Annotated in this window: 12 protein-coding genes; 8 read left to right on the forward strand and 4 right to left on the reverse strand. The window is 33.5% G+C overall.

The window, feature by feature from the left end; all coding sequences use genetic code 11:
* Window positions 1–625 precede the first annotated feature (625 nt).
* The 4 genes from A9G23_RS02015 to A9G23_RS02030 all read left to right on the forward strand — a co-directional run bounded on the left by A9G23_RS02015 (window position 626) and on the right by A9G23_RS02030 (window position 4,583).
* Window positions 626–1,348: an outer membrane protein gene (locus A9G23_RS02015; RefSeq protein ID WP_065586041.1), complete on the forward strand. Its 723-nt coding sequence runs from the start codon at window positions 626–628 to the stop codon at window positions 1,346–1,348.
* Window positions 1,349–1,655: 307 nt separating this feature from the next.
* Window positions 1,656–2,393: a carbonic anhydrase gene (locus A9G23_RS02020; RefSeq protein ID WP_065586042.1), complete on the forward strand. Its 738-nt coding sequence runs from the start codon at window positions 1,656–1,658 to the stop codon at window positions 2,391–2,393.
* Window positions 2,394–2,912: 519 nt separating this feature from the next.
* Window positions 2,913–4,220, forward strand: coding sequence for a DEAD/DEAH box helicase (locus A9G23_RS02025; protein WP_081296897.1), 1,308 nt, complete (start codon window positions 2,913–2,915; stop codon window positions 4,218–4,220).
* 27 nt (window positions 4,221–4,247) lie between these two features.
* A complete protein-coding gene (locus A9G23_RS02030; protein ID WP_065586043.1) occupies window positions 4,248–4,583 on the forward strand; it encodes a YggL family protein in 336 nt (111 codons plus the stop codon).
* Between the two features lie 62 nt (window positions 4,584–4,645).
* On the opposite strand, the gene A9G23_RS02035 is transcribed toward A9G23_RS02030, so the two are convergent.
* Window positions 4,646–6,238, reverse strand: a complete 1,593-nt coding sequence (locus A9G23_RS02035; protein ID WP_065586044.1) for an ABC-F family ATPase — start codon at window positions 6,236–6,238, stop codon at window positions 4,646–4,648.
* A gap of 743 nt (window positions 6,239–6,981) precedes the next feature.
* Here A9G23_RS02035 and A9G23_RS02040 point away from each other — a divergent pair.
* Together A9G23_RS02040 and A9G23_RS02045 are read left to right on the forward strand one after the other, a co-directional pair.
* Window positions 6,982–7,203, forward strand: coding sequence for a hypothetical protein (locus tag A9G23_RS02040; RefSeq protein WP_065586045.1), 222 nt, complete (start codon window positions 6,982–6,984; stop codon window positions 7,201–7,203).
* Between the two features lie 170 nt (window positions 7,204–7,373).
* On the forward strand, window positions 7,374–8,234 hold the full coding sequence (locus tag A9G23_RS02045; protein ID WP_065586046.1) for a carboxylate/amino acid/amine transporter: 861 nt from the start codon (window positions 7,374–7,376) through the stop codon (window positions 8,232–8,234).
* 3 nt (window positions 8,235–8,237) lie between these two features.
* Here A9G23_RS02045 and A9G23_RS02050 read toward each other — a convergent pair whose 3' ends face one another.
* Complete coding sequence (locus A9G23_RS02050; RefSeq protein ID WP_065586047.1) at window positions 8,238–9,191, reverse strand: AEC family transporter; 954 nt, start codon at window positions 9,189–9,191, stop codon at window positions 8,238–8,240.
* Between the two features lie 10 nt (window positions 9,192–9,201).
* A complete protein-coding gene (gene yaaA / locus A9G23_RS02055; RefSeq protein WP_065586048.1) occupies window positions 9,202–9,975 on the reverse strand; it encodes a peroxide stress protein YaaA in 774 nt (257 codons plus the stop codon).
* Between the two features lie 74 nt (window positions 9,976–10,049).
* On the opposite strand from yaaA, the gene A9G23_RS02060 reads away from it, so the two are divergent.
* On the forward strand, window positions 10,050–10,277 hold the full coding sequence (locus A9G23_RS02060) for a YccJ family protein (protein WP_065586049.1): 228 nt from the start codon (window positions 10,050–10,052) through the stop codon (window positions 10,275–10,277).
* A gap of 6 nt (window positions 10,278–10,283) precedes the next feature.
* A complete protein-coding gene (rnz, locus tag A9G23_RS02065) occupies window positions 10,284–11,201 on the forward strand; it encodes a ribonuclease Z (protein ID WP_065586050.1) in 918 nt (305 codons plus the stop codon).
* A 56-nt stretch (window positions 11,202–11,257) separates the two neighbouring features.
* On the opposite strand, the gene argE is transcribed toward rnz, so the two are convergent.
* A complete protein-coding gene (gene argE / locus A9G23_RS02070; protein WP_065586051.1) occupies window positions 11,258–12,415 on the reverse strand; it encodes an acetylornithine deacetylase in 1,158 nt (385 codons plus the stop codon).
* Window positions 12,416–12,695: the final 280 nt, after the last annotated feature.

Consider the following 12,695-nt stretch of genomic DNA (forward strand, 5'->3'; position numbering starts at 1 on the left):
CTTTATTTATATAGAATTGCTGCTATAAAGCTTTATTGTTGATATTTATATAATGACAATGAATATAGAAAACAATATATAGTAAAGTTTGTTTCTAAATAATCAATTAATGACTAGCATAATGTAAATCATTTATATGGTATTGTAAAATCAGTAATACTATTTTGACTAGTTTTAGGTTGAAAATGTCTTACTTTTCCATTATTTTTTTAGCCAACTTAAAACTCCCCTCTATTTATTTAATCGTCCATTTCATTGGCGACATCAAAATTCATCGTATTTTTTGTTCAATTTCTATTTTTTACATGTAACTTATTTTGAATAAATAGCCCTATGCTGTTTATTTATACATTAAGTATGTTTTTGACTACATTCCTATAATAATATGGTAAGGATTTCAAAGTTAATTTTAGAGTGAATTTGTTGAATGAAGTTCGTTTTATATTTGGTTGAGTTGTGCTAAAGTTGTTGATATTGTATTGATAATATGCTAGAAAAATTCTAGTTGTGTTTGCAGTAGTAAATAAAATTGCAATTACTCCATCGTTAGCGCTAGTACAAAATTGACGCGGAAAATTACGCCTCGCATTATAAATTATAACTAAAAATAATTAAGGAAATGAAAATGAAAAAAACATTAATCGCACTAACAACTTTTGCGTGTTTCTCAAGTTTTGCTTATGCTGAAACAAGTGGATTTTATCTAGGTGGACAATTAGGTGCTGCGATGCTGAAGGCAAGCAGTCTTAAGGACAATATGTATCATAAACGGGGTATTGTCTTGAACGATGATATCTTTGATTCGATGCATAAAACTAAATTAGCAAGTGCTTTAAATTTAGGTTATAGCTTCCATGACGATGATATTCCAGTAAGAGTGGAGCTATCTTTTACACTACGAGGTAATACAGAGAAAAAAGAAAATAGATACAGTACATATGAGGATTATCATCTTCGTACTACTCAAAAAGTTAAATCACGTATGAATACACTCATGTTAAATGGTTATTCAGATATTGATATAGACTCATCAATTACTCCATTTGTTGGTGTTGGAATAGGTATGGCATTCACTAAATTAGAAAATAGTTATAGAGAGCAATATAATGTTTCTGTTGATGGTGTTGACTACGAACGTTCTTTATCAAAAACTAAAACTAAATTTGCATGGAATGTTGCAGCCGGTGTAGCTTATAAAGTCAATAATAATCTAGATTTTGATTTTATGGCTCGCTATGTAGATGCAGGTAAAATAACTATTAAAAAACATAATGAATATTACCGAACTAATACCAGTGCCAAGTTAAGCTCAATTGATTTATTAGCTGGTATTCGTTATAACTTCTAATCAATTGATTAAATTAAAAAGGGCTATACTATAAAAGTACTCTAGTCCTTTTTAATTGATTTATTAATACTACAACAATACAGATCTCGTTTTGATATACATTTTTATGACTATTTAAAAATACTGTACGTACAGATCAGAATATTTTCTTGTTTAGTTTGTTACTATTAGATTTTTAATTAATCATGAATTTTTTGGAAAAAATTAACTAATTCGTGCTTTTTTATCTATAAAAATGAAAAGTCGAGGTGTATAATCTACCTCCCCATAACCAACATTGTAGTGTAAAATTAATATGAAATTTAATATGAAACTTAATGTAATAATTGCGGTACTAATGGTAACTAGCTTATCTTGCGTTGCAGCAGAGCCTGTTCCGCATTGGGATTATGAAGGCGAAGCTAAACCCGAAAATTGGGGAAAGCTTTCACCAGAATTTTCAACATGTGAAAATGGAAAAAATCAATCACCTATCAATATTGAACATGCATTAAAAACACATCATGATAAACTTAAACTGGTTTTCAAACCAGGTAAACAAGAAATCATTAATAATGGTCATACAGTCCAAGTGAATGTTGATGAAGGTAATACGCTAGAAATTGATAACGAAGTTTTTACCCTACAACAATTCCATTTTCACACCCCAAGTGAGAATGAAATCAATGGCAAACACTTTCCTATGGCAGCTCATTTTGTTTATAAAAGCAAAAATGGTGATTTAGCGGTTGTTGGGCTTATGTTTAAAAAAGGGAAACCTAACCTCGAACTAGCTAAAGCTTGGCAGCAAATTCCGACAGAAGCAGGAAGCACAGCAGTATTAAACCAGTCAGTTGATATTAAGGCATTATTGCCAAACAGGTTAAATTTTTATCGCTTTAGCGGCTCACTGACTACTCCGCCTTGTACTGAAGGTGTTATATGGATTGTACTAGAGCAAGAAAGTAATGTGTCTACTGAACAAATCGAAAAATTCCACTCAATCATGCATCACAATAACAATCGTCCAATTCAACCATTGCATGGTCGTGTAATTATTGATTAATGCTGCTTGTCTGGCTCAGTTAAATGATTTTTAAATGAGTCAGTTTTTTCATTTTAGGAGAAGTTTATTGCAGTGTAATCAACCCCAAAATGGTACAGTGGAAATTTGCGAATGCTAAGTATTGCTTTACAATATAGTTAAGGCTAGCTATTAATAAAAATTGTCGCAATGAACAGGTTATTGAAACTTCTAAAGTTAAATCGCATAAACTAATCCAAAAACGATTTATTAGGTAGATAAAAAATACGAGTGCAATCATAAATAATAATAAATATTATTTTTTCAGCTGTATACTTTTAATATAATTCCTCATATTTTAAGAAAAAATCATTTTTAGAAAAATAAAAATATCACTGATTTATTCATACAAACTTATAAAAGTTTATAAAAATACATGTATATAATATCCAATAAAGACGTGTTGAGGAAAATGAGTTGTTAAATAATCAGACAAATATTACTGAATTGCTTTATAATGCGTTTGGATAATTTATTTTTCGTTTATTTAGGAAACATTTCATGTCATTTGACTCTCTTGGTTTAGATACCGAGATTTTAAAAGCAATTCAAGAACAAAACTATACCGAACCAACTCCCATTCAGCAAAAAGCTATTCCCGTAATTTTATCTGGCAAAGATCTAATGGCGAGTGCGCAGACAGGAACAGGTAAAACCGCTGGCTTTAGCTTGCCAATTTTACAAAAGTTAATTGAGCAGAAAACCAAAGAATCTGATAATTCAAATAGTAAAAAAGGTAAACGCCCACTATACGCCTTGATTTTAGCGCCAACACGTGAACTTGCTGCACAAATTGGCCAAAATATTTGTGACTATAGCTGCTATTTGCCCATTCGATCATTAGTAGTATTTGGTGGAGTAAGTATTAATCCGCAGATGATGAAACTACGTGGCGGTGTGGATATCTTAATTGCAACTCCTGGGCGATTACTGGATTTAGTGCAACAAAATGCTGTGGATCTTTCAACGGTTAAAATATTAGTGTTGGATGAAGCGGATCGTATGTTAGATATGGGCTTTATTCACGATATTCGTCGTGTGATTGCTAAATTACCGAAAAAACGTCAAAATTTGATGTTTTCGGCGACTTTTTCGGATGAAATAAAAGTTTTGGCTCAATCTATTTTGAGTTCACCTGAATCTGTTTCGATCGCAAAAAATAATAGTGCTTCAGAACAAATTACTCAATATGTCCATCGAGTTGATAAACGGCGTAAGCGTGAATTACTTTCTTATTTAATTGGTAAAAATCAGTGGCGACAGGTGTTGATCTTTACTCGTACTAAATATGGTGCTAACCACTTGGCCGAGCAGTTGACTAAAGATGGCATAAAGGCAGCAGCTATTCATGGCAATAAAAGCCAAGGCGCACGCACTAAAGCCTTGGCAGATTTTAAAATTGGACAAATACGTGCTTTAGTTGCAACTGACATTGCAGCAAGAGGCATTGATATTGAGTTACTTCCTTATGTTGTTAATTATGAGCTACCGCAAGTGGCAGAAGATTATGTACACCGCATTGGGCGAACAGGACGGGCACAAAATGAAGGGCAGGCTATTTCGTTGGTGTGCATTGATGAGCTTCCTCAATTAAGATCGATTGAAAAGTTAATTAAACAACCGATCCCAGAAATAACAACTAAAGGTTTTGAAGTTGATCCTAAGATTAAAGCCGAACCGGTAAAAAAATTATCACAAAGGCGAGCACCACCAAAAAGAGGAAGTTCAAGCTCGAACCAATCGTCGCCATCCAATCAAAATGGCGGGAAATCATCAAGCCGGCATAATCACACTAAAAATAAACACTAATATTTAATAATGTAGAAGGAAACGATTATGGTAAATCGCAGCAGACGTTTACGAAAAAAATTACACATTGAAGAGTTTAAAGAATTAGGCTTTACTGTTAGTTGGTCTTTTGACGAAGGCACAAGCGAAGAGGCTTTAGACAGTATCGTTGATCAGTTTATTATTGAAGCTATTCAACCCAATGGTTTAGCTTATGAGGGAAGCGGTTATTTAAATTGGAAAGGGATCATTTGCACCCAAAAATTAGGGAACTGTACTGAAGAACATCGTGGCACTGTCACAAAATGGCTAGAAACTCATGGCCTGAAAAATGTAAAAACCAGCCAACTTATTGATATTTGGTGGGATGAGTTAGAATTTTAATTTAATTATTTGAATTTTTTATAAAAAAGCCACATTAGTCAGTGGCTTTTTGGCTATTTATATCATGCAATTCCTTGGCTACACAAGTAATCTTCATAATTACCCGTATAATCAATTACTTTTTCTGGAGTGATTTCAACAATTCGTGTTGCTAATGAGCTAACAAATTCACGGTCGTGCGAAACAAAGAATAGCGTACCTTGATAAAGCTCTAATGCCATATTGAGTGATTCGATAGATTCCATATCTAAATGGTTAGTTGGCTCGTCCATAACAATAATGTTAGGGCGTTGCATCATCAATTTACCAAATAACATACGTCCTTTTTCACCACCAGATAAGACTTTAACTTGCTTTTTAATATCGTCTTGTGAAAATAATAATCGACCTAGAATACTACGCACGGCTTGTTCATCGTCGTTTGGTTGTTTCCATTGGCTCATCCAGTCAAATACCGTTAAATCGCCTTCAAATTCGTATTCATGATCTTGCGCATAATAACCAATATTTGCGTTTTCAGACCATTTTATATCGCCTTGTTCAGGAGCCAGTTCGCCCATTAGCGTTTTTAATAATGTGGTTTTACCAATACCGTTGGTTCCTAAAATAGCAACTTTTTCGCCTACTTCAACCATGAGCTTAAGATTTTTAAAAAGAGGGCCATTGTCAAATCCTTTGGTAAGATCTTCAACAACAAGCGCATTACGGAATAGTTTTTTATCTTGTTCAAAACGAATAAATGGATTTTGCCGACTAGAAGCTTTGATTTCTTCAAGTTTGATTTTTTCAATTTGCCTTGCACGTGAAGTTGCTTGTTTTGATTTTGATGCATTGGCACTAAAGCGACTAACAAACGATTGCAGTTCACTGATTTGTGCTTTCTTTTTGGCATTGTCTGCTAACAAACGCTCTCTCGCTTGCGTTGATGCGGTCATGTAATCGTCGTAGTTACCCGGATAGATGCGCAATTCACCATAATCTAAATCTGCCATATGAGTACAGACCATATTCAAAAAATGGCGGTCATGCGAAATAATGATCATAGTGCTTTCGCGTTGATTTAAGGTATCTTCAAGCCAGCGAATCGTATCAATATCTAAGTTATTGGTTGGCTCATCGAGTAATAAGATATCTGGATTTGAAAATAAGGCTTGGGCTAATAATACCCGCAACTTCCAACCTGGTGCGATTTCGCTCATTAATCCGTAATGTTGCTCAATTGGAATACCAACACCTAATAATAATTCGCCAGCCCGAGATTCGGCACTGTAACCATCCATTTCAGCATATTGAGTTTCTAAATCAGCAACTTTAAAGCCATTTTCTTCACTCATTTCAGGAAGTGAATAAATGCGATCGCGTTCTTGTTTGATTTGCCATAATTCGGTATGTCCCATAATGACGGTATCAAGGACGGTAAATTCTTCAAAAGCAAACTGATCTTGGCGTAATTTACCGAGTCTTTCATGTGGATCTAAAGCCACATTACCTGAGGTCGGCACTAGATCGCCACCAATAATTTTCATAAAGGTGGATTTACCACTGCCATTAGCACCGATTAGACCATAACGATTACCGTTGCCAAATTTAACCGAGATGTTTTCAAATAATGGCTTACTGCCAAATTGCATTGTGATGTTATTTGTACTTAACACGAAAATTGACTCTCTTTAAAATGCGTTTTACTTAAAAATAGTCATTAGTTTTTGAGTAAATTCGCTAAAATGTGATTTGGCGCACATTATGCCATAATTAATCATTTTTGAGGAACTCCTTTATATACTGATGTCTATAATGAGTTGTTTAATTTTTTGTTAAGCAATTAAAGTTGCTTTTACAAAACATTAAAAAAGATAAATTATGGATAAAACTCGAAGCAACTCGAATAATCTATAATGATCAGATAAATGTAGAAAAATTATTTAAAATGGGCATTGATTATATTCGTAAAAAAGATATCTATACAGTGCCTTTTCAAAGTCTCTGCGCCGTTATAAGCTAAATTGATATTTGAGGATCTAAAAATAACAGGGTATTACAATTTACATCATTTTTAAAGCCGTAAAAAATCTGATTTGGGCTGTTATGAGTATATATGTGAATTGGAATCTAAGTTGCGTTGTCTAATACCAGTGGTAGTGATTGAAGATAATTTTTGGGATTGTTGAAGAATTTAATTATCAACTTGAAGTCAACAATAATTTTATGGGAGGACGAATTTTAATTCATAAAAAGACGAAATATAGTAATTCTCCATGTATATAGCATAATTCATAGCAATGAGTTTACATTATTTGACGCTCAATTGTAGCCGACCAGTCATGAGTTAGGTGAATATATTTATTTTGGTAAAACCAACCGTTTATTTACTTATGCTTGGGATTGGATCAGCTACTTTATGGAGTATGGAACGGACAAACCACTAAATAAAGTAGGCTTAAAGTATATTGATTACAGCCTAGATGATGCAAAAAGCTTTGTTTATATTGAACCGAGCTTTAAGATCACATCTAGACAAATTGAGGAGTTAGACAAAGCTTCAAAAGCTGGTTCAAAAGAAGAGCTAGCCCAAATTGAACAAGAATACCAACTTAACGAGATTGTCTATCCTGTTTATTAAAATGAAGTTGGCAATTAATAATAAGATATATTCGCTTCCTCGCATCAAACGACAAAAAGATTAGACTATCAATTATTTTAATATAGTAATCAATTTTTATGATATAAAGTTTACAAGTATTAAACCAATTGATACGATGCGAGTCTAGTTATTTTTTATATGTATCAATTATGTTTTATCTTATTTTTGTAACGATTATTTGGTCATTCTCATTTAGTTTTATTGCGGTTTATTTAAGTGGGCAGGTAGATTCTTGGTTTGCTGTTGTGATGCGAGTGCTATTTGCCTTTATTACTTTTATTCCATTTCTACGCTTTAAAAATATTCGTTTTAAGCAGATGTTGCTTTTAATGGGAGTTGGGGCATGTCAATTAGGGATTATGTACTTTTTTTATTATAATTCCTTTCAATATATTTCGGTACCTGAGGTGCTGTTGTTTACTATCTTTACACCGATTTATGTCACAGTGATTTATGATTTATTGCAACACCATCCATTAAGACTTAGCTATCTTTTAATGGCAATTATAGCGGTAGTCGGTGCGGCCATTATTCGTTATGATCGTATTAGTGCTAATTTTATTATTGGTTTTTTATTAATTCAGGGCGCTAATATCGTTTTTGCGTTAGGGCAAGTAGGGTATAAAAGGATTATGGAAGTTTATCCAATGTCTCAACATCAAGCTTTTGCTTGGGTTTATTTGGGGGCGCTTATTGTTGCAACGCTAGGTTGGTTACTTTTTGGTAATGCATCAAAATTACCGACAACCAGCTTGCAATGGGGAATTATTATTTGGCTTGGCGTAGTTGCTTCTGGTGTGTGTTATTTTTTATGGAATTATGGTGCAACCAAAGTGGATTCGGGCACTTTAGCGATTATGAATAATATGGTTATCCCAACAGGGATTTTGGTGAATGTAGTGGTTTGGCATCAATCTATTGATTGGGGACGCTTTTTATTAGGCAGTGCCGTTATTGTTTTGGCATTAGTGCTACATTACAAAGTTAAAAACGTGCAACACATTAATTAACATTTAAGGTAGATGTGTCATAATCGATAAAATCAACGGCGTTGTGACAGAAGACAGTGTCGTTGATATTAGCAAGCTAGAAGCAATAGGACCTTGTAACACTTCAAACTGCCTTGCCATCATATAACAGTTTATCGCAATTGAAACCGAACTGAGTAATACTACCACTTGTAATTCTAAAGTAGGTAGTCCTAAGAGCTTACCCACAATATAGGTAACAATCGGTAACATGGTCAATTTTAAAATACAGATAGAGGTAGTAATAAGTAATTTGTCGCGAATTTTATATTCAGCTAATCCCATACCTAGCACAATCAGTGAAAGTGGTGCCGTCATATCGCTGACCATTTTTGTTGATTGATTGATAAATTTAGGCAAAGGTAAACTAATATAGTTCACCACAACTCCAGTAAAAATACCAATAATAATAGGATTTTTTGATACGTTTTTTAAAACTTTGAAAAAGCTTCGACCTGAAAGCTTGCCCATTTGAACAAATTCAATTGATACGGTGGCAAGCGTCCATAAAATCAGTGCGTTAAATATAACAATAATGGCGACAATGGGGATCGCTTTATCGCCAAGTAACATTTTGATGATGGGAATACCAACAAACACGGTATTTGTATAGATACCTCCCATGGCAAAAAGCGTACTTTCTGAACCAGTTAATTTAAATATTTTAGATGCAATTAAGCAGCCAAATGCAAAAACGATAAATGATCCACCAAAAAAGACAAATAATAATTTTATATTGATTTGTGAATGTTCAGAAAAATGGCTCATGATCTGAAACAACATAATTGGAAATGCAATATAAAAAGTAAATTTGGTTAAGCTATCGGTTATCGTTTTTTGCCAGCGTCCTAGTTTAACCGCTAAATATCCTAATAAAATTAAGATAAATAAAGGCAAGGTAGATAAAAACTGTGCCCATAATGTAGTAAGAAATTCCATCGTTATTATTTTATTGATGATTACGTATAAAGTACCATTCTAAGTCAGTTGATCGTTTTGAATCAAATTGATAACCCTCTAGATTAAAACTTTTAATATCTTCATCCTTTTCAATGCTATTTTTTATAATATATCGGGTCATAAGTCCGCGTGCTTTTTTTGCATAAAAACTAATAACTTTATAGGTATCTTTGCTTTGATCTAAAAAGATGGGCTGAATGATAGTTGCATTTAATTGTTTTGGTTTAATGGCTTTAAAATATTCGTTTGAGGCTAAATTGATTAATGTGCGATGTGATGATTTGGTTAGTTCGCTATTAAGGTGTTCAGTTAACTTGTCGCCCCAATATTGATAAAGATTTGTATTATTACCATTTTTTAAACGGATCCCCATCTCTAACCGATAAGGTTGAATTAGGTCAAGTGGTTTTAAAATGCCATAAAGACCGGATAATATTCTTAAATGGGATTGCGCGAACTTTAGATCTTTATCAGTAAAATCTTCCACATGTAATCCTTCGTACACATCACCTTTAAATGCGAGTATCGCTTGCCTTGCATTTTCAAGGTTGAAGTCACTATGCCAATTTTGAAAGCGATCATAATTGAGCTCTGCTAATTTTGTGCTAATAGACATTAGTTTCGTTAAATTTTCAACACTTAATTTTTGACAATTTTGAATAAGTACTTTAGTCGAATCAATAAATTGAGGAAGTGTATAATTTAGGGTTAATAATGGTGATTGATAATCTAAGGTTTTAGCCGGAGAAATAATTATTATCATAACGAATATAGCCTATTGTATTTTTCAATAAATAGGGTTATTTTACATTTAATTCAACTCAAAGGAGTAGCAAAATGAACATTTCTAAAAAAGAAATACATGATATTAAATCTTGGGCTACTGTTCGTGAAACCTCGATTGAAATCGCAGAGGCGATTTTTGAGTTAGCTAACCACGATGAAAAGCTTGCCGAACAAATTTGGTCGGAAGGTAATGATGAAGTGTTGAAACTTGCTTTTTCTAAAACCAAAGCCGATAAGTTGTTTTGGGGTGAACAAACGATTGAACGTAAAAATGTTTAAATATTTATGGAATTAACTTTTTTAGGGACAAGTGGGGGTTCCCCAACATTACAACGTAATGTGAGCAGTATTTTACTGGATCTTAGACAAGAACGGGGACGGTTATGGCTTTTTGATTGTGGAGAGGCAACTCAAATGCAAATGCAAAAAGCCAAATTTAGTCTAGCTAAACTTGAGGTGATTTTTTTAACGCACTTACATGGCGATCATTTGTTTGGATTACCGGGTGTTTTAGCATCTAGGTCTTCAATGCAAAATCAATCCCCTTTGACGTTGATTGCGCCAAAAGGAATTAAGCAGTTTATCGAGACTGTGATTGAAATTAGCTATTCTTGGTTAACCTTTCCTCTTAATATTATTGAGCTTGAAGGAGACGGTATTGTTTTTGATGATAATCTGTTTCAGGTTGAAGCAAAATTATTACAGCATCGTGTGCCATGTTTTGGTTATCGTGTTATCGAAAAAGATTTGCCAGTTCAACTCGATATCAATAAGTTAAAGCAAGATAATATTCAAATTGGTTCTTTTTATAATGATCTAAAAAATGGCAAAACAGTGTCTTTAACCGATGGTCGGATTATTCACGGCATTGACTATCAAACTAAAATAAAAAAAGGCAAAAAGCTGGCTATTTTAGGTGATACCATACCTTGCCAAGCTTCGATTGAGCTTGCTAATGATGTGGATTTGCTTGTTCATGAAGCAACACAAAAACATGCGTTAGTTGATAAAGCTATTGAACGTGGTCATTCCACCACTGTACATGCTGCAACCATTGCCAAACAAGCTAGTGCAAAAAGGCTTATTATGACTCATATAAGCCCTAGATACAGTTTGAATGATAATAAAAAGTTAGTTAATGAAGCAAAAAATATCTTTGTTAACACTGAAATTGCTACCGATTTTGCAACTTTTCACATTTAATTAAATTTCTTTTATTAAACCTCGCCGAGGTTATTGTTATTGGCGTATTGAAGGAATTAAAGACAAAAATCCTTAATTAGTCTTTTTATCGTTAATTTTGTCGGTTTTAAAAAGTCCATTGAAATAAATTCATCGGGTTGATGTGCTTGTTCGATCGATCCCGGTCCTAATACAATCGTTGGCGAGATTTGATTTAAGTATGGTGCTTCGGTGCTATAGTTAACCGTTTCGGCATTATGACCGACTAATTTTTCGATATGCTGTAATGCCGGATGATCTTTTTTACATTCATATCCCGGAATTGGAGTAACTTCGTACTGTATCTCGATTCGATTTGGATATTTGTCCATAACAGGTTGGAGTATATCACAAAGTGAGTTATATAACGAATCAATGTCATTGTCTGGCAATACACGGATATCAATGACCAGTTCACAACAGCCACAAATACGGTTGGCTGCATCACCACCGTGAATAACGCCTAAATTTAGAGTAGGGTAAGGTACACTAAAACCATTATTATGATATTGTTCTTTAAATTTTTGTTTTAGGATTAATAAGCGTTCTACCACTAAATGCATGACTTCAATAGCGTTTATGCCTTTATCAGGATCGCTCGAATGTCCCGATTTACCAATTACTTTAATAGAGTTAGCTATAAATCCTTTATGCGCGCGAATTGGTATTAACGATGTTGGCTCACCAATAATAGTACAGTCAGGCTGTAATATGGCGTTTTTAGCAAAAAATGCCGCACCAGCCATTGATGTTTCTTCATCGGCGGTAGCAAGAACATAAATGGGTTTGGTTAGTTTTTTAAGATCGATATCACGCAGTGCATCTAAAATAAAGGCAAAAAAGCCCTTCATATCGGCGGTACCAAGTCCATATAGTTTGTTATTTTCTTCAGTTAATTTAAAGGGATCTTTAGTCCATTGCCCATCGTCAAATGGAACGGTATCACTGTGCCCGCTTAACAATAAACCACCTTGTGTTTTATTTTTGCTATTTGAATAGGTAGCAAGCATATTAAATTTATGACGTGTATTAGGAACGGGCTGGATATCAATAACAAAACCTAATTCTTCAAACCAAGTAGCTAACTTGTCGATAAGTGGTTTGTTAGAATAATCTAATTCCTGGTTAGTGACGTTACTAATTGTAGGTGTTGAAATTAGTTCGTTATACAATGTTAAAAAAGATGGAAGCGTCATAAAATCACCTTTAAATGATAAATTGTAGGTTGACCTCTTTATAAGTCTATAAGCATAGCATTTACATTATAATTTGCATATAAATAACGATGTCGTTTCAATTAGCTATTTTATATTTTTAATATATGTGGCTATAAATTACTAGCAAGGTTTTTGAGATGAAGTAGTAGTGCAAAATTGTTAAAATTGGACCAAATAGCATAAGGAGCCTTTTTACTAAAATTAATAAAAAGACAAAGAAATAACTTATTATTATTCATTCCTACTATCTCAATTATTA

This window comes from Gilliamella sp. App4-10 (genome assembly GCF_001690495.1).
Taxonomy (GTDB): domain Bacteria; phylum Pseudomonadota; class Gammaproteobacteria; order Enterobacterales; family Orbaceae; genus Gilliamella; species Gilliamella apicola_G.

Excerpts from the sequence above, each read along its gene's own strand:
- A9G23_RS02020 (WP_065586042.1), top strand. The coding sequence starts at position 1,656 with ATGAAACTTAATGTAATAATTGCGGTACTAATGGTAACTAGCTTATCT.
- rnz (WP_065586050.1), top strand. The coding sequence starts at position 10,284 with ATGGAATTAACTTTTTTAGGGACAAGTGGGGGTTCCCCAACATTACAA.
- A9G23_RS02030 (WP_065586043.1), top strand. The coding sequence starts at position 4,248 with ATGGTAAATCGCAGCAGACGTTTACGAAAAAAATTACACATTGAAGAG.
- A9G23_RS02045 (WP_065586046.1), top strand. The coding sequence starts at position 7,374 with ATGTTTTATCTTATTTTTGTAACGATTATTTGGTCATTCTCATTTAGT.
- A9G23_RS02050 (WP_065586047.1), bottom strand. The coding sequence starts at position 9,191 with ATGGAATTTCTTACTACATTATGGGCACAGTTTTTATCTACCTTGCCT.
- A9G23_RS02040 (WP_065586045.1), top strand. The coding sequence starts at position 6,982 with ATGGAGTATGGAACGGACAAACCACTAAATAAAGTAGGCTTAAAGTAT.
- A9G23_RS02015 (WP_065586041.1), top strand. The coding sequence starts at position 626 with ATGAAAAAAACATTAATCGCACTAACAACTTTTGCGTGTTTCTCAAGT.
- argE (WP_065586051.1), bottom strand. The coding sequence starts at position 12,415 with ATGACGCTTCCATCTTTTTTAACATTGTATAACGAACTAATTTCAACA.
- yaaA (WP_065586048.1), bottom strand. The coding sequence starts at position 9,975 with ATGATAATAATTATTTCTCCGGCTAAAACCTTAGATTATCAATCACCA.
- A9G23_RS02060 (WP_065586049.1), top strand. The coding sequence starts at position 10,050 with ATGAACATTTCTAAAAAAGAAATACATGATATTAAATCTTGGGCTACT.
- A9G23_RS02025 (WP_081296897.1), top strand. The coding sequence starts at position 2,913 with ATGTCATTTGACTCTCTTGGTTTAGATACCGAGATTTTAAAAGCAATT.